Consider the following 16914-nt stretch of genomic DNA (forward strand, 5'->3'; position numbering starts at 1 on the left):
TTAGCGCACACGATTGTTTCGATTTTTCAAGCGACTTACCAATCGATCTAAAAATTTCCGTTCCTGCACGCGAAGACCTGTTAATGCGGTGGTAATATGATCGAGTCGCCAGCTAACATCACTCGTCCGATCAAAAAGATAGAACGGTTTTTGTGCTTTGACGGCTCTGACGACTGTTGGGTCATCTGGTAAAAACCCAGCGAATCGTAAAGGTTTGTTCAAAAATTGTTTACTGACCAGTTCGAGACGATCAAATGTTTCGAGTGCCTCTTCACCGTTCATCGCACGATTGACGATGACCCCGATCGGTAACTCCGTTGCATGATGGTGCGACAATTTAACGAACGCATAACCATCCATGATCGATGTTGGCTCTGGTGTAACAACGAGCCAGGCTTCATCGGCACTACTAATGAAATCGAATGTCTGGTGTGTTGCTCCAGCACCCAGGTCGAGGATGACAAAGTCGTATTCATAGAAAAAACGAAATTCTTTCATCATGAACGCAACATCCGGATCCGTTAAATTCGTTAATTCAGTAAAACCACTTCCACCATGGATGAAATGTAAGGTTGGTGAAACTTCAACCACTGCATCTGCCAAGGATTCACGACGCTTGACACAATCCATGAGCGACGTCTTCGATGATTTTCCTAACAGCACCCCGACGTTCGCCATCCCGATATCAAGATCGATGATGAGGACACGTTTTTCTTGAAGCGATAAGGCGACACCCAAGTTTACGGCGACGTTCGTTTTTCCAACGCCCCCTTTACCACTGACGATCGCAATCGTTTTTGTTTCTTTGACTGACACTTTTGAACGTAAAACACGCGCTTGATCATCTCGCATCACCTGCCCCCTCTTTCTACAATCATTCGAGACATGTCGGATTGATCGACCCACGTGATATCTTCTGGTACTTCTTGACCCGTCGTGATGCAGAGCACCGGCAGCTTCGCTTCGACGGCTAGACCGTAGATGGACCAAAACTCCGTCGTTTCATCTGCTTTCGTAAAGATAAACCCGTTGAGTGGAACTTGTTCAAAACGTCGTCTAATCTGCTCTAAGTCCCGGTATTTTGCCGTTAAGCTTAAAACAAGAAAAACATCCGTATTTGAAAAATCATGACGTGATTCAAGCTGTGTGATATAACCTGCGTCCAAGAAGTTCCGTCCAGCTGTATCAATCAAAACGATGTCACAATCTGCTAATTGTTCTTTCGCTCGTTCAAACTCTGCTAAATCGTAGGCGATATGTAGCGGAACATCGATGATTTCAGCATAGGTTTGCAACTGTTCGATTGCCGAAATCCGGTACGTATCCGTTGTAATCAATCCAACCGTCTTACCTTCCGTCAATCGGTAGTAAGCAGCAAGTTTAGCGATTGTCGTCGTCTTGCCGACCCCTGTCGGTCCTGTCAACATCACGTAACGTGATGTCACGGTCGTTACTTGTAACTCATGTTCAATCGTTTGGGCGAACGCTTGTTGAACTTGTTCAAGATCGTCTGTTTTGTAATACGTCGATAACAAAACGTCGTGCAATTGCTCCACCCGTGCCTGTAAAGCCGGTTCGGACAAAATCGCTTCATATGCCCCTAACTCTTCCGGTAAACGGCGAGAGGAAAACGAAATGATTTTCGGGACTGGCATTTCAATCGTTTTCTTAAGCTGCGGGGTCCGTTTAGGAGCCGGTTGCTGGACATCTTTTTCATGAATGATTGGATGTTCGTCAACAGAAGCAACGAGTTCGACCTTTTTTTGTGCAAACAATCCGAAGAGTCCACCCACTTTGATATGTCGTGTGTTTAAAATAATCGCCTCTTCGCCTAAATCACGTTTGACAAGTTCCATTGCTTCACTGACTGAATTTGCAATAATTTTTTTAACCATCATGTGTTAAATCACCCCAATGCTCTTGACTTCAATCGTCGGAATTAATTCGTTGTATGACAGGACAGGTACATCTGGGAAATAGCGCTCCGTCAACTGACGAACAAACATCCGAATGCTTGGTGAAGCCAAGATGATCGGTTGTACTCCGTAACGTTCGAACTCTGACGACAGTTCATTAAACGACTCGATGAACCGTGTCGCTTTTTCCGGGTCAAGCGCAAGATAATTTCCGAACTCTGTTTTTTGAATCGCGGACTGAATATCGATTTCCATTTCACTCGATACCGTCACGACGTGTAAGACATCCCCTTGCAGCACCTGTTCCGTAATTTGCCGTGATAAGGCTTGGCGGACGTATTCAGCAAGCAATTCGCTATCTTTCGTCACGGCCGCATAATCAGCTAGTGTTTCAAAAATCAATGGCAAATTGCGAATCGATATTTTTTCTTTTAGTAATTGAACGAAGACTTTTTGCAGTTCTCCAATCGTTAAGAGTTGCGGCGTGACTTCATCGACTAAAATTGGATGTGTTTCTTTCAAGTGATCAACGAGTTGCTTCGTCTCTTCTCGTCCCAGCAAGTCTGCAGCATGTTTTTTAAGCAGCTCCGTTAAATGCGTTGCGACGACCGATGGTGGATCGACGACCGTATAACCAGACATTTCTGCCCGACTTCTCGTCTTTTCATCAATCCAAAGCGCCGGCATTCCAAATGCTGGTTCGACCGTTTCGATGCCTTGGATTTCAGGATCATCGACTCCGGGACTCATTGCTAAATAATGATCGAGCAAGAGTTCTCCCGTCGCCATCTCACTGCCGCGAATCTTAATCCGATAATGATTCGGCGGGAGTTGTAAGTGGTCGCGAATCCGAACGGTCGGGAGGACGAAACCAAGTTCCAATGCTAACTGGCGACGAATCATGACGACACGGTCGAGTAAATCGCCACCTTGTGCTTCGTCAGCAAGTGGAATCAATCCATAACCGAATTCAAACTCAATCGTATCGACATTTAAAAGCGAAATGACCGATTCACTTGAGCGTAGGTTTTCCGTCGATTCTTCTTCGACGGCGACTTCTTCCGTGGTCGCTTTTGGCGTCCGTCTCAGTTGCCAAGCAAAGAAGCCGGCTGCTGCTGCGACAGGAATTGTCACGTAGTCTGGAATCGCCGTGAACAGACCAAGTAGGAAAATCGCGCCTGCACCAATCATGACGAGCAATGGCGTCCGCGTTAACTGACCGATGATGTCTTCACCTAGATTGCCGTCCGACGTCGAGCGTGTGACGATAATCCCGGTTGCGACAGAAATCAACAGCGCTGGAATCTGACTGACTAATCCATCTCCGACTGTCAAGAGCGTATATAAGTTGATTGATTCTGTCATCGGTAACCCTTGTTGGACGACTCCGATGACCATCCCGAAAATCAAGTTAATGATGACGATGATGATGCCGGCGATTGCGTCTCCTTTTACAAACTTTGACGCCCCATCCATCGCCCCGTAAAAGTCGGCTTCGGATTGAATTTTTTGCCGGCGTGTCCGTGCCTGGAGTTCATCAATCATGCCGGAGTTCAAATCGGCATCAATCGCCATCTGTTTCCCTGGCATCGCATCCAGTGTAAATCGGGCCGATACTTCCGAAACCCGTTCCGACCCCTTTGTAATGACGAGAAACTGGATCAAGACGAGAATCAAGAAGACGACGAACCCGACGAGTGCGTTCCCGCCGACGACGAAGCTCCCAAATGCTTCAATCACTTCGCCCCCATTCCCGTTCGAGAGAATCGAGCGGGTCGTCGAGACATTTAATGCGAGACGAAACAGGGTGACGATTAACAATAAAGTTGGGAAAACTGAAAATTCCAATGCTTCTTTGGCATTCATCGAAACGAGTAAGACCATCAAAGCAATCAAGATGTTGATGATGATTAAAAAGTCGAGTAAAAAGCCTGGCAGTGGAATGACCAGCATGAAGACGATCATGATGACGCCTAGCAGTACGGAAAGATCTCTTGTTGAAATAGTCATGATGCTTCATCCTTTCATTTTGCTTGTTTCATTTGGTAGACAAAGGCGAGTGTTTCAGCGAGTGCCTGATAAAATGATTCATCCACTGCCATACCTATCTCTGATTTTGCGAACAAGGCCCGCGCGAGCGGACGGTTTTCGATGATCGGGATGTCAGCTGCTGTCGCCTTCTCCCGAATACGGAATGCGACAGCATCCACACCTTTTGCGACGACGATTGGTGCCGCGTGTTTTCCATCATCGTATTGAATGGCAACTGCATAGTGGGTCGGGTTCGTAATGACGACGTCTGCATTCGGTATTTCTTGCATCATCCGCCGCATCGCCATCTCCCGTTGTTGCTGTTTGATTTTACCTTTGATTTGAGGGTCACCCTCCGTGTTCTTATGTTCGTCTTTTAAGTCCTGTTTACTCATCCGAATCGATTTTTCGAAATCAAACTTTTGATAGGCAAAATCTAAAACGGCAAGTGCAATCAACGCGATGCTGACCGAGAGACCCAGTAAGAAGGTCAAATGACCAATGATGGCTAACGCATCTCCAATCGGCTCAGACGTCAAGCGTGAGATTTCGACCTTGTTGTTCCATAAGATCGTCCCGCTCGTCATCCCGATGACAAGTAACTTAAAAACAGACTTTAAAAATTCGATCAGTGCTTTCATACTGACGATGCGTTTGATCCCTTGGAGTGGATTGATTCGATCTAACTTTGGTTGAATCGATTCTGCACTGAGTAAAGCACCAATCTGGACGAAGTTTCCTAAAATCCCGATGGTGACAGCCGTTAAAAAAAACGGGGCGACGAGAATCGCCATTTGCCCTAACATCTCAATTAATATCTGCTCGACACGCCCTTCTTCTACTGCAACAAGGACGGTCCTTGCACTCAATCCATTTTCTAAAACCAAGACGAAACGTTTGCCGAGAAACGGTCCAAAGAAAAACAAGACGAGGAACATCGCGAATAACATTAAACTACTCGTTAAATCAGCAGATTTTGCGACTTGCCCTTTTTTTCTCGAATCATCCCGCTTACGCGGTGAGGCTTTCTCTGTTTTTTCACCAGCGAAGTACTGGAGGTCGAGTTTTAAACGATATGTATTCATCTCAACCTCCCAGTAATCGAATGGCATCCGCTAAAACGTCTTGCAGTAGCGGAATGAACTTTGAAATCCCGGTAATCGTCGAACCGGCAAGTAAAAATAAAATCGCATAGCCCATTAGTAATTTGACTGAAAAACCAATCGCAAAAATATTGAATTGCGGTGCTGTCTTTGCTAAAAATCCAAGTGCAAGATCGACCAGGAACAAGGACACGATGAGCGGCATCGCCATTTGAAGTGCCGTTAACATCGCCAGACCAATGACTCGAACGACAAGACTCATACCCGCCTCCCCTGAAACTGCAATCGAACTGCCGGGTGGAAAGATTTGAAAACTGGTGTAAATGCCATCGAGTAAAATCAAATGCATGTCGGAGGCAAGTAACACGAGTAGTGTCAACATGTAATAAAACCGGCCAATGATTGGTGACTGACCACCGAACATCGGATCATAAGCTGATGCCATCGCGAGTCCCATCTGTAAATCGATGATGGAACCGGCGATTTGTGGGGCAAATAAAAGGAAGCTAGCTAACAAGCCAAGCGATAATCCAACGATGACTTCCGTACCCATCCGAAAGAAAAAATTGAAATCATCGACTTCAACGGTCGTTTTGACGGCATAGCTCGCAAAATAGGCAAGACCGGCAGCTAAGGCTAATTTATGTTGGGCCGGCAATTGTTTTGATGAAAACAACGGTGCCGCGACCAAAAATCCGACGATGCGACCAAATACGAGTAAAAATACGCTGACAAAAGACAATAACGTCATTTCCTTGAAACCTCAGCAATCTGTTTAAAGATTTCAATCGTAAACGTTTTTAATTCTTCCATGATCCATGGTCCGAAAAAGACGAGTGCTAAAAATACAGCAACGATTTTCGGGACGAACGAGAGGGTCTGCTCTTGAATTTGCGTCGTCGCTTGTAAAATACTGACGAGCAGACCAACAACGAGTGAGACGAGCAAGAGCGGTGCCGATACCTTTAACAAGGTCCAGACGGCCGAACTCGCTAGTTGAATAATCATTTCCTGCGTCATATCGTTCCTCCCTACTTCATGCTGACAAGCAATGACTCGACAATTAAATGCCAACCATCGACGAGGATGAATAGTAATAATTTAAACGGTAAAGCAATCATGACAGGCGGTAACATCATCATCCCCATCGACATCAACACACTCGAGACGACCATGTCGATGACGAGAAATGGAATGAAAATCATGAACCCAATCTGAAAAGCCGTTTTCAACTCACTGATGGCGTAAGCAGGAACTAACGCGACAAGCGGAATGTCTTCGACTTTTTCCGGCTTGTCGTAATTTCCATACTTCAAAAATAATTCTAAGTCATTGGTACGTGTATGTTTTGACATAAAACGTTTCATCGTCCCACCTGCTCGATCAAACGCTTCGTCCTGACTAATTTTTTCACCCATGTATGGTTGAAGTGCCGTCGTGTTGAGTTCCGTCAGCACCGGTGACATGACGAATAATGTAATGAATAAGGCAAGACCGACTAGCAACTGGTTCGGTGGAGTCTGTTGCGTCCCGAGCGCCGAGCGTACAAAGGATAAGACGACGACAACGCGCGTAAAACATGTCATCAAAATCAATAACGAGGGTGCTAAGGATAATAAAGTCAACAAGACAAGTAACTTAACTGATGTCGCTGTTCCTGATGGTGTGTCTAAAGAAATCAGACTTTCAATCGTTGTCATGAACGACCTCGTTTCTTCTGGAATTGATCAAGTTGTTGCTTGAACGACTCCAAGAAAGGCGATTCGCTCGTCGACTGTTTCATGTCATGCAACTCTTCAGTCGACCATTCCGTATCCGCTTCGAGCGTGTCGAGTAGCTCAATGTTTTGCCCGACACCGACGACGTAAACTTTATCGTGGACGCGTACGAGTTGCACCGATCGATCTTTTCCGAGCGGCACACCTCCGAGATGGGAAAGTTGATTGGATTGGCGGACACCTCGCGTCCGATCATTGATTAATCGGACAGCCAGGAGAAATCCCCCGATTAAGACCACGAGCGTGACGATGACTTTAATGACCGTCACAATCGTCGACGACCCATCGACCTGTTGAGTTGTTGGTTCACTCTTCTTAGATGGATTCAAATTCTCTTCCACTGTTTCTGCCCCAACTTGTGCTGAGAGCAGGAACAACAGGAGACAGGTCAAAAAGGTCAGTCTTTTCATGACGAAACAGTTTTCGAAACGGCTTCAAGCACACGGTCTGCTTGGAACGGTTTAACGATGAAGTCTTTTGCACCGGCTTGAATCGCATCGATAACCATCGACTGTTGTCCCATTGCCGAACACATGATGACTTTTGCTGCTGGGTTAAAGGCTTTGATTTCTTTTAGTGCTGAAATGCCGTCCATTTCTGGCATCGTGATATCGAGCGTGACGAGATCCGGTGTTAATTCTTTGTATTTCGCTACGGCTTCGCGACCATTTTCTGCTTCACCGACGACGTCATATCCATTCTTCGATAAAATTTCCTTAATCATCATTCGCATGAAAGCTGCATCATCTACGATCAATACTTTTGCACTCATCTTATTTCCTCCTTAGAACATCCGAAGACGTTCTTTTGTATTTACGATTTCTGTAATTCGTACTCCAAAGTTTTCTTCAATGACTACGACTTCACCTGTCGCAATCAATGTATTGTTGACAAAAACATCAACCGGCTCTCCAGCCAACTTATCGAGTTCGATGATTGAACCTTGTGTCAATTCCAATATGTCGCGTACAGAGCGACGTGTTCTGCCGAGTTCGACGGTTACATTCAGTGGTACATCATACAACATCCCGATGTTACCCGGTACGCCTTCTTGTTGCACTTCTTCAAATTGACCAAACTGGACCGGGCTGACACCTACCGGTTCTTTCTTCGGTGCAACAGGCGTTTCATAACGTTGTTCCTGCTGTGGCATTTGTTGCGTTTGTTGCGTTTGTTGCGGTGCTACTTGTGGCGACGGTTGAACCGGTTCATGCGTCGCACCTTTTGCTTCTTCAGTCGTCGTCGTACTTGCGCTGAATAATTTCTGAATCAACTGCTTTGAAAATTCGAGTGGTGCAAGCTGAACGATTTTCGAATCGATCAACGTCCCGATTTTTAAATCGAATTCGATGATGACCATGCTTTCCCATAAAGAAAAGCTGTCGACAATACTTTTCTCTTGCGAAAAGTCGAAAATTTCAACGGCTGGTGGCGAAATATCGATTCGCATCGAGAAGACCGTTGACATCGACGTCGCCGCTGCTCCCATCATTTGGTTCATCGCTTCTTGAACGGCAGAAAGGGCGATTGGCTCCATTTCATGGTCTTCCTCGACCATCCCGTCGCCGCCCATCATCAAGTTCGCGATGACAGATGCGTCACGTTGCGTCAAGATTAAGACGTTTTCACCTTTGAAGCCTTCTGTGTACCCGACGCGCAAAGCAACGTGCGGGATCGGATAGCGACTGCGTAATTCTTCCATCGTGATCATCCGCACATGTGGCGTCGTGATCTCGACCTTCTGGTTGAGTAATGCAGATAACGCTGTTGCTGAATTCCCGAGTGAAATATTCCCTACTTCACCTAAGGCATCAATTTCCATCTCGTCTAATTCTTCTAATCCATCGTCCGAACTTGTATCAGTCGGCTCATCATCCGACGGGGTCCCGCGTAATAACGCATCGATTTCATCTTGCGAAAGCATATCGCTCATGTTATTCCTCCTCAATTCGTTGTATGACTTGTAAAGCGAGATGCTTCCCATTCAGACCAGGTCGCGCTTTGAACATTTTCCGATCATCAACAAACAATTCAACCGGGTCGGATGTACGTGTCTTCAGGGACAGGCAGTCGCCTACCTCGAGGTGTAACAATTCTCCAAACGACAATTCCGTTTGGCCGAGCACAGCTTTTAAATCGACGATTGACCCCATCAACTGAGTTTGCATCTGTTCAGATTCTTGGTTATCGACCGCTTTACGTTTTTCTTGTTGCATCCAAAAATGACTCGATAGCTTCGGAATGATCGGTTCGAGTGTGACGAACGGAAGACAGACATTGAGCGTCCCACTGACTTCTCCAACCGTCACATAAATCGAGACGAGGATTACCGTCTCATTCGGCGAAACGAGTTGAAGGAATTGCGGATTGATTTCTAAATCGTCATACTCTGCTTCTAGTTCTGTGATTGACTCCCAAGCTTCGCCATATTGTACGAATGCCCGCTTAAACAATTGTGTCAAAATGCGTGTCTCGATTTCAGTCAAATTTTCAATCTTATTCATCCCTTCGCCAGGACCACCGAGGAGACGATCGAGCATTGCATAGGCGATGTTCGGGTTGACTTCAAAGATAACTTTACCATCAAGCGGTTTCAGGTTAACTAGATTGATTAAGGTCATGTTCGGAATGGAATGGATGAATTCATCGTATGGCAACTGTTCGACCGTATTGACCGTGAACTGGACGTACGTTCTCAGCTGCGCTGAAAAGTGTGTTGTCAGTACACGTGCGAATTGCTCATGAATTCGAGTCAAGTTCCGCATTTGATCTTTTGAGAAACGAAGTGCCCGTTTGAAATCATATACTTTGACACGCCGTTCCTCTTCTTGACTTCGTATCTCCTCGACTTCCATATCTCCGCTCGAAATGGCTGATAGCAAGGCGTCAATTTCATGTTGTGATAATACTTCGCTCATGCTGCCACCTCACTGGATGATTTTTTTCGTCGTATAGACGCGTTGAACATCGCCTTCTTGAAGAAGTTTTTTGAATTGACCACGTAATTTTTCTTCAAGCTTTGCCATATCTTGTTTTGAATCCAAGTCCTGCTTTTTCATCGATGCTAAATCACCAAGAATGATGTTGTTGATTTGAAACTTACGTAGTTCTAACTCTTCCTTCGTTTTCACATCATCCGTGACAATCGTAAACTGAACATTCAAAAACCGTTCGTCTGCGATGTTCGTCGTCAAGTCATCTGTTTGAAAACTTCGTTCTTCGAGCTCGGCACCTGTCGGTTGTTCAACTTTTGCTTCCGTCTCATCTCCGACTAACCAATACTTCGTGAGCATATACCCTGCGCCGATCATCATGAGGGCCACGATAACCATGATCAACGGTATTTTTAACTTACTCTTCTTCTTTTCTTCTGCCATCTTCGAGCCTCCTAATGCTGTTCAAGCCCGCTAGTCCGACTTGTCGGTAAAAATCGATTGTTACCGCTTTTACCTCTTCTAACGATTCTTTGACGATGTATGTCTGCCCTCCAACGAGTTGAATCGTCGTATCTGGTGTCGATCGAATCGATTCGATTAATATAGCATTCAATACGAGCGGTGCTTGACGTAACGTCGTCAGTGTAATCATCGTTTCAAGTTAACGAGTTCTTCTAAGATTTGGTCGGATGTCGTAATAATCCGTGTATTTGCCTGGAATCCACGTTGCGCGATAATCATTTCCGTAAACTCTTCCGATAAGTCGACGTTCGACATTTCGAGCGTCCCAGACGTCAGTTGCCCAAGTCCGTTCGTGCTTGGCGTCCCTGTTGCTGGAATCCCTGAGTTCTGTGAGGCTGAAAAGAGGTTCACCCCTGATTTTTCAAGTCCACCCGGGTTCGCAAAGTTTGCCATCGAGACGTAACCGACGCGTTGCAACGCACCTGTCGCATCAACGAATGTGACCAATCCATCTTTTCCGATAGCTAAGTTTTGCGCGCCAGTCGGAATTTGGAGTTTCATGTAGCCATCATTCACTTTTGTCGTAATTTGTCCTTGCGCATCGTACTGGTTTGCCGGTAAATTTGCTTGGTTCGCTGGTGGCTGTCCTGGATTCGCTGGTGGCGGATCAGATAGTCCGACGAGGTAATTCCCGTCTCCCGTGACGATATTCCCTTGCAAGTCCGTGTAAAAGTTTCCTGAACGCGAGTAACGAACGCCATCTGCTGTAAGCACTTGATAGAACCCTTCGCCTGAAATCCCGACATCGAGTGTCCGTCCCGTGTTTTGAAGTGCGCCTTGGTTGTAGACGTTATCGACCGTCGACATTGATGCCCCGAGTCCGACTTGTTTCGGGTTTGTACCACCGACACCGCCACCTGCTCCTGAAGCTGAACCGACTGATTGGTTAACGAGATCTTTAAAGGTAACCCGCCCTTTTTTGTAACCGAACGTATTGACGTTTGCGATGTTATTCCCGACGACGTCAAGCTTTGTCTGGAAGTTCTTTAACCCACTGATTCCTGAATACATTGAACGTAACATTATTTTTCCTCCTTTGTTTTAATCTCCGTTAATTCATAGACACTGACTTGCTTCCCGTTCGAGAGTTCCGCGATGACGTCAATTCCGTCTCGCTTGACGCTTATAACATTCGCTGTCTCCTTGACCGTCGCGCCCGTCGCCGTTCCCGTCGCATCCTCCACCGTTCCATCTGTTTCGTAACTAACTGATTTCCCGATTAAATTACTGTATGTCAGCAAGGAATTCGCATGTTGATTCAAGACCATCGTGTCCATCCCTTTTCCAATCGCTTGCATTTGTTCAAGGGAAGAAAATTGTGCCATCTGTGAGATGAACTCTTTATCTTCCATCGGTGCAGTCGGATCTTGATTCGATAACTGGGCAATCAAGATTTTCATAAACATGTCTTTGTCCATCGAATTATTCGGGACAGCTGTCGTTTTATCCGGCAACTGGTAGGACGATGCCGCATTAATGGAATCAGTCATCTTCTTCCTCCTCTAACTCCTCATCTTGAGGTTTCGGTTGTTCCTCTTGCGCTGTCTCTTGCCGTTCTTGTGGTGTCGATGTATCAAACTCTTTTACGGTCGAGGCCAGTAATCCCGTCTCGACTTTAACGAGCGGCGCTTGATGTTGCAGCGAACCTTGTAATTTACCTAGCTGTTGCTCAATCAGTTGTTTCGCCTGCTCGGTGCCCGCAAACAACTTCACTGTCAACACACCTTCTTTTCGCTCGAGTTGAACGACGACTTCACCTAGCTGTTCTGGGTATAAACGAATCGACATTCGTGTCGAACCGTCTGCTCCTTTTAAGAACGGGGCTTGTTGGAGTGCTGCTTCGATTCGTTTTGCCAATTGTTCATCGACATTACTTTGCGGACCGAGGGGAGGCATCGTAACGGTACGATCGCTTTTCACGAACAGTGTCGAAGAAAAGGCGAGCGGTAACGCCGTCCCTTCCGAATCAACTGTTCCTTTCAACGGCTCACTACGCGTCAAGCCTTCGCCTAACTTCATCGAAGCCGGTAAGGTTTGAGCCATGGCAGCTTGTCGTATCACCGGAAGAACCGTCTGCACGACCCTCCCCGTCTTCAATTCACCTTCCGCTGTCTTAACACCTTTTCCGACGGGCATATCTTCTACTGGTTGCAGTTGACCTGCTACCGGTTTTGTAACACCAAGAATAGACACGATTGTCGCCGTAATCAATTGACCGACGGACGCCGGTAATTGTTGCAACATCGCCGTCGCTTGTTCCGCATCTCCTTCTTGGATTGTTTTTACGAGTTGTACGAGCTCCGTCATTCCTTTTGGATCCTGCTCTAGTGCTTCTAGTTGCGGATGATCCAGTAAAAGCAAGGCTTGCTCGGGTTGTGCTGTGAGCATCTTCACCAGCTGACCTTCATTTGATTGTGGCATCGTCGTGCTAGGGACGGTGTTCTCAGGAAGAAGACTTGGTTCTGGCGTCGTGAACAGTTGTAGCAAAGAAGCAAAGCTCCCCATGCCTTCAGCCGAAGGAGCACTTTGGCCGACTGATTTCGACGTACCTTTGACTGTTTGATTTTGTTGCACATCTGTCAAATTCATCGTGTTCGCTCACCTCTATTTCGTCGCGAGTAGTTGCGTCAATGCCGCAGCCTTTTTCGCATCCATCTTTGCGATGATGGCTGCTTGTTGTTCCGCATCGATAGTCTCGATGATAGGAACGACCTCTGTCGGACTGAGTTCATTTAAGATTGTCGCTGCTTCTTTCGGCGACATCTCTGCATAAACATCGGTCACACTTGCCGTTTTTGTTGTCTTCTTGTCTTCCTCGGTTGTTTTATCCGGGGAAGGCGTTTGTTTTAATTGATCGCGCTCCGCGATTAATCGCGTAATCTCTTGTTCTTTCACTTTGAGGGTATCCGCTTGTTCCGTCGCTTCATTTCGCAATTTTTTAATTTCTTGATTCGCTATTTTTAATCGATTTTCTAAATCAGACGTTTCCTTACCAGGCGTTCCCGTCGTTTGTTTCGACGTTTCCTCTGTCGAAAACGGGAGTGCAAGCATCGGACGACCGTTAGCATAATTGAGCACGAGATAGGCTGTACCTAAAATTAAGATCAAGGGAATGATCAACAACGGTAAAATCCATTGTTTCGATGATTTTGAATTACTTATGATGTCCGCCCTCTTCCAAACTGTAACAGTGCCAGTTCATCTAATTGATTTTGTTCGAGTAGTGCATTGATTTGCCGTGCTTCTTCTAGTTGATTCGCCTGAAGACGCGTGAACTTCTTTTCCTCAATCATCGCTTCTTTTAAATCGACTTGTGCGCGTTCATACTGATTTTTTGCTTGAGTGACATATAATTGTTGACGTTCGATTTGCTGTTTGACGACGTCACGCGCACGTTCACGGTATTGAGAAGCGAGTAATTCGACGGTACCCGTCTCATTTTGTGCCTTCAAAAATGTTTCGTAACGAACGAGCAGGTGATACAACTTTTCGACTTCAATCTCGTAGCGTTTCTTTTTTTCAGCCGTTTGTTTCGATACACGATCTTTCTCCACCTCGGCTAAAGGAATGATTCGCTCATATATTGTTTTCATGCCTTTTCCTCCTTAGCGAATCGTCGTGATTAAACGGTTCATGGCTTCTTCAAATTGACTTCCTTCTTCAACACGTTGCTTCAAAAAGCCGATTAATTCCGGATATTTTTCGACGGCACGATCGATTTCAGGGTTTGTCCCACTTTTATATGCACCGATATTGATCAAGTCTTCTGCATCTAAGTATGTCGAGAGCAATTGCCGAAAGACGATCGCACTGTCTTTATGTTCCGTCGATGTGATTTGATTCATAACCCGGCTAATCGAACGTAAAACATGAATCGCCGGATACTGCCCTTTGTTCGCCAAACTTCGATCAAGGACAAAGTGACCATCTAAAATCCCGCGGACTGCATCCGCAATCGGTTCGTTCATGTCGTCTCCATCGACGAGTACGGTATAAAAAGCTGTAATCGACCCGGCTGTCGTCTTTCCGCTTCGTTCGAGTAACTGAGGTAGTAGAGCGAATACACTCGGCGTGTATCCTTTTGAAGCAGGCGGTTCTCCTGTCGCCAGACCGATTTCACGTTGCGCCATCGCGAACCGCGTAACGGAGTCCATCATCAAGACGACATTCTTACCTTGATCCCGAAAGTATTCTGCGATTGCTGTCGCCGTATAGGCTCCTTTTAAACGGACAAGCGGTGGTTGGTCACTCGTCGCGACGACGATGATGGAACGCTTCATCCCTTCTTCGCCCAACTCCGCTTCGATGAACTCTTTCACTTCCCGCCCTCGCTCTCCAATCAAGGCGATCACATTGATGTCAGCAGTCGAACGTTTTGCAATCATTCCGAGCAGTGTTGATTTCCCGACACCAGACCCGGCAAACAAACCGACGCGTTGCCCTTGACCGACTGTCAACAGACCATCAATGGCGCGGATACCTGTCGACAACACTTCATTGATACGTGGTCGTTCAAGTGGACTCGGTGGTTTTCGCACGATTGATGTTGTCCGGAGGTGAGTCAACTCCTCACCATCAAGTGCTCGACCTAATCCATCTAATACTTTCCCGATCAGTTCCTCACCGACGGGTACGTGAAGTGGTTTTCCTGTTGCGATGACGATTGATCCTGGTGCAATTGCTGTCGTTTCACCGTAAGGCATCAATAAGACGTGCCCTTCTCGGAAGCCGACAACCTCTGCTTCGATTTCTTGACCTCGGTGCAGTTGAATCAAACACCGTTCCCCGATTGCGACTGCCGTCGGTCCTCGTGATTCAATCATTAAACCGATTACTTGCACGACTTTACCGGAATGCCGGACTAAGTCATCCGTCCGAATATCTCGAACGGCCGCTTGCAACTGCTTCACGTTATACATCTTGTAGCACCTCAGTCACCTGGTTAATCAATGCCTCATAACTAGAAGTAAGCCCGCCCGTAATCGCTCCATTTTCTGAATCGATCCGGAAATCGCGAGGCGCGAGTTCCGGATCAATCCGTAAGCTGATTGTCGCAGCACCACCTAAAATCGTATGTAGACGTTCATCCAGTAATACAACCCGTTCAAAATCTTCTGCAGACGTGTAAACAATGATCTTTTCACGGTCACGGAACTGAATAATCAATTGGTGAATCGATTGATAGAGTGCTTCCTCATCTGTATCATGTAATTTTTCTAAAAAATGATGGGTCACTTGAAGTGACAATGCACATAATTCATCTTCCATCGCTAACAAGCGGTCCGTCTGCATCTGCTCAAGACGCATTGCAAATTGATTCGTTTCCTCGAGTTTTCGTGCATAAGCGTCTAGTCCGTCTTGCTGCCCTCGCTCATAACCCGCTTGATAGCCTTGTTCCTTCGCTTCCTGTAAAGCCATTTCACGTTCCTGTTCAAAAGCCTGTCGACGCGCTTCTTCTTGTTGACGCATCAGCTGAAGTTGCTCGTCGAGCTCATTTTGACCTTTTGCCATCAACGCCTCATAAGAAATACTCGGCTCGGCATCCCGTTCGATCGCTCGCTCTTCTTGATGAAGAATTGTGCGCTGATGACCTTCGATGACAATTTGTCGTTTAATGACGTTAGACAACGATATCATCTCCTCCACCACGTGCGACGACGATTTCACCCATATCCTCTAGGCGACGAATGATTCCGACGATTCGGCTTTGAGCTTCTTCGACATCGCGCAATCTGACGGGTCCCATGAATTCCATATCTTCTTTGAACGATTCGACCATTCGCTGAGACATGTTTCGGTACACCATTTCTTTGACATCGTCCGAAGAGACTTTAAGCGCAAGCAACAAATCTTCGTTTGAAACTTCGCGGATAATTCGTTGGATTGCTCGTGCATCGAGTGTGACAATATCTTCGAAGACAAACATCCGTTTTTTGATTTCTTCGGCGAGTTCCGGATCCTGAATTTCGAGCGTATCGAGGATTGTCCGTTCCGTCGTCCGATCGACACCGTTCAATACTTGAACGACTGCCTCGATACCACCAGACTGCGCATAATCTTGCATACCGGCTTGAGATAAGTTCCGCTCAAGAATCTGTTCGACTTCGCTGATGATTTCCGGGTTCATTCGGTCCATCGTTGCAATTCGTCGTGCTACATCCGATTGCGCCTCAGCTGGAAGCTCCGAAAGAATCTGACCGGACTTTCCCGGGTCGAGATGTGCCAAGACGAGTGCAATCGTCTGTGGATGTTCGTTTTGAATGAAGTTCAATAATTGCTTCGGATCTGCTTTACGGGCAAACTCGAACGGCCGGACTTGCAAGGTCGAAGTTAATCGATGAATCAATTCCATCGCTTTTTCTTCACCTAATGCTTTTTCAAGCACATTTTTCGCAAAGCCGATACCACCTTGCGTAATGTAGTTTTGCGCCGTTGCCAACTCATGAAATTCTTCGAGTACTTCTAGTTTTTCTTCAGGATCAATTCGTTTCATGCTCGAAATTTGGAGTGTCAACCATTCCATTTCTTCCTCAGTCAAATGTTTGTAGACGTTCGCCGCCACTTCTGGACCTAACGAAATCATCAAGATCGCTGCTTTCTCACGACTATTCATATCTAGTTTCTTCAT

21 protein-coding genes are annotated in these 16914 nt (G+C 46.3%); all 21 read right to left on the reverse strand.

Annotated features, from left to right (window positions below; all coding sequences use genetic code 11):
- The gene (locus KNP88_RS01505; RefSeq protein WP_034800809.1) at positions 1 to 852 is read right to left on the reverse strand and encodes a MinD/ParA family protein; all 852 of its coding nucleotides are present in this window, start codon (positions 850 to 852) and stop codon (positions 1 to 3) included.
- Positions 852 to 1898 (reverse strand): flagellar biosynthesis protein FlhF, encoded by a 1047-nt coding sequence (locus KNP88_RS01510; protein ID WP_088837355.1) that lies wholly within the window; start codon positions 1896 to 1898, stop codon positions 852 to 854. Before KNP88_RS01510 ends, KNP88_RS01505 begins: the two co-directional genes overlap by 1 nt.
- Before the next feature lie 3 nt (positions 1899 to 1901).
- Complete coding sequence (gene flhA, locus KNP88_RS01515; protein ID WP_029330780.1) at positions 1902 to 3926, reverse strand: flagellar biosynthesis protein FlhA; 2025 nt, start codon at positions 3924 to 3926, stop codon at positions 1902 to 1904.
- A 14-nt stretch (positions 3927 to 3940) separates the two neighbouring features.
- Positions 3941 to 5032: a flagellar biosynthesis protein FlhB gene (flhB, locus tag KNP88_RS01520; protein ID WP_214892031.1), complete on the reverse strand. Its 1092-nt coding sequence runs from the start codon at positions 5030 to 5032 to the stop codon at positions 3941 to 3943.
- 1 nt (position 5033) lies between these two features.
- Positions 5034 to 5801: a flagellar biosynthetic protein FliR gene (gene fliR, locus KNP88_RS01525; RefSeq protein WP_214892033.1), complete on the reverse strand. Its 768-nt coding sequence runs from the start codon at positions 5799 to 5801 to the stop codon at positions 5034 to 5036.
- Positions 5798 to 6070, reverse strand: a complete 273-nt coding sequence (gene fliQ / locus KNP88_RS01530) for a flagellar biosynthesis protein FliQ (RefSeq protein WP_012370733.1) — start codon at positions 6068 to 6070, stop codon at positions 5798 to 5800. Before fliQ ends, fliR begins: the two co-directional genes overlap by 4 nt.
- An 11-nt stretch (positions 6071 to 6081) precedes the next feature.
- Positions 6082 to 6750: a flagellar type III secretion system pore protein FliP gene (gene fliP / locus KNP88_RS01535; protein WP_029330785.1), complete on the reverse strand. Its 669-nt coding sequence runs from the start codon at positions 6748 to 6750 to the stop codon at positions 6082 to 6084.
- Positions 6747 to 7169 carry a flagellar biosynthetic protein FliO gene (locus tag KNP88_RS01540; RefSeq protein WP_353048406.1) on the reverse strand — a complete coding sequence of 141 codons (423 nt, stop codon included), beginning with the start codon at positions 7167 to 7169 and terminating at the stop codon, positions 6747 to 6749. Before KNP88_RS01540 ends, fliP begins: the two co-directional genes overlap by 4 nt.
- 65 nt (positions 7170 to 7234) lie before the next feature.
- Positions 7235 to 7600 (reverse strand): response regulator, encoded by a 366-nt coding sequence (locus tag KNP88_RS01545; protein WP_029330789.1) that lies wholly within the window; start codon positions 7598 to 7600, stop codon positions 7235 to 7237.
- A gap of 12 nt (positions 7601 to 7612) precedes the next feature.
- On the reverse strand, positions 7613 to 8761 hold the full coding sequence (gene fliY, locus KNP88_RS01550; protein ID WP_214892035.1) for a flagellar motor switch phosphatase FliY: 1149 nt from the start codon (positions 8759 to 8761) through the stop codon (positions 7613 to 7615).
- A gap of 1 nt (position 8762) precedes the next feature.
- On the reverse strand, positions 8763 to 9746 hold the full coding sequence (gene fliM / locus KNP88_RS01555; protein WP_088837358.1) for a flagellar motor switch protein FliM: 984 nt from the start codon (positions 9744 to 9746) through the stop codon (positions 8763 to 8765).
- Between the two features lie 9 nt (positions 9747 to 9755).
- Entirely contained in the window at positions 9756 to 10205 is a 450-nt protein-coding gene (locus KNP88_RS01560; protein ID WP_029330792.1) for a flagellar basal body-associated FliL family protein, read from the reverse strand.
- Complete coding sequence (locus KNP88_RS01565) at positions 10180 to 10416, reverse strand: flagellar FlbD family protein (RefSeq protein WP_214892037.1); 237 nt, start codon at positions 10414 to 10416, stop codon at positions 10180 to 10182. Before KNP88_RS01565 ends, KNP88_RS01560 begins: the two co-directional genes overlap by 26 nt.
- Positions 10413 to 11309, reverse strand: coding sequence for a flagellar basal body rod protein FlgG (gene flgG / locus KNP88_RS01570; RefSeq protein ID WP_088837360.1), 897 nt, complete (start codon positions 11307 to 11309; stop codon positions 10413 to 10415). Before flgG ends, KNP88_RS01565 begins: the two co-directional genes overlap by 4 nt.
- Positions 11309 to 11776, reverse strand: coding sequence for a flagellar hook capping FlgD N-terminal domain-containing protein (locus KNP88_RS01575; protein WP_029330801.1), 468 nt, complete (start codon positions 11774 to 11776; stop codon positions 11309 to 11311). The genes flgG and KNP88_RS01575 overlap by 1 nt, the downstream gene beginning before the upstream one ends.
- A complete protein-coding gene (locus KNP88_RS01580) occupies positions 11769 to 12875 on the reverse strand; it encodes a flagellar hook-length control protein FliK (protein ID WP_214892040.1) in 1107 nt (368 codons plus the stop codon). Before KNP88_RS01580 ends, KNP88_RS01575 begins: the two co-directional genes overlap by 8 nt.
- Before the next feature lie 15 nt (positions 12876 to 12890).
- The gene (locus KNP88_RS01585) at positions 12891 to 13409 is read right to left on the reverse strand and encodes a MotE family protein (protein WP_251137098.1); all 519 of its coding nucleotides are present in this window, start codon (positions 13407 to 13409) and stop codon (positions 12891 to 12893) included.
- A 35-nt stretch (positions 13410 to 13444) separates the two neighbouring features.
- Positions 13445 to 13879 carry a flagellar export protein FliJ gene (locus KNP88_RS01590; RefSeq protein WP_214892042.1) on the reverse strand — a complete coding sequence of 145 codons (435 nt, stop codon included), beginning with the start codon at positions 13877 to 13879 and terminating at the stop codon, positions 13445 to 13447.
- Between the two features lie 12 nt (positions 13880 to 13891).
- Positions 13892 to 15205: a flagellar protein export ATPase FliI gene (gene fliI, locus KNP88_RS01595; RefSeq protein WP_088837364.1), complete on the reverse strand. Its 1314-nt coding sequence runs from the start codon at positions 15203 to 15205 to the stop codon at positions 13892 to 13894.
- Positions 15198 to 15923 carry a FliH/SctL family protein gene (locus KNP88_RS01600; RefSeq protein ID WP_029330810.1) on the reverse strand — a complete coding sequence of 242 codons (726 nt, stop codon included), beginning with the start codon at positions 15921 to 15923 and terminating at the stop codon, positions 15198 to 15200. Before KNP88_RS01600 ends, fliI begins: the two co-directional genes overlap by 8 nt.
- A complete protein-coding gene (gene fliG, locus KNP88_RS01605; RefSeq protein WP_029330812.1) occupies positions 15907 to 16914 on the reverse strand; it encodes a flagellar motor switch protein FliG in 1008 nt (335 codons plus the stop codon). Before fliG ends, KNP88_RS01600 begins: the two co-directional genes overlap by 17 nt.

The sequence above is a fragment of the Exiguobacterium sp. H66 genome (assembly GCF_018618705.1).
GTDB classification, from domain to species: Bacteria; Bacillota; Bacilli; order Exiguobacteriales; family Exiguobacteriaceae; genus Exiguobacterium_A; species Exiguobacterium_A oxidotolerans.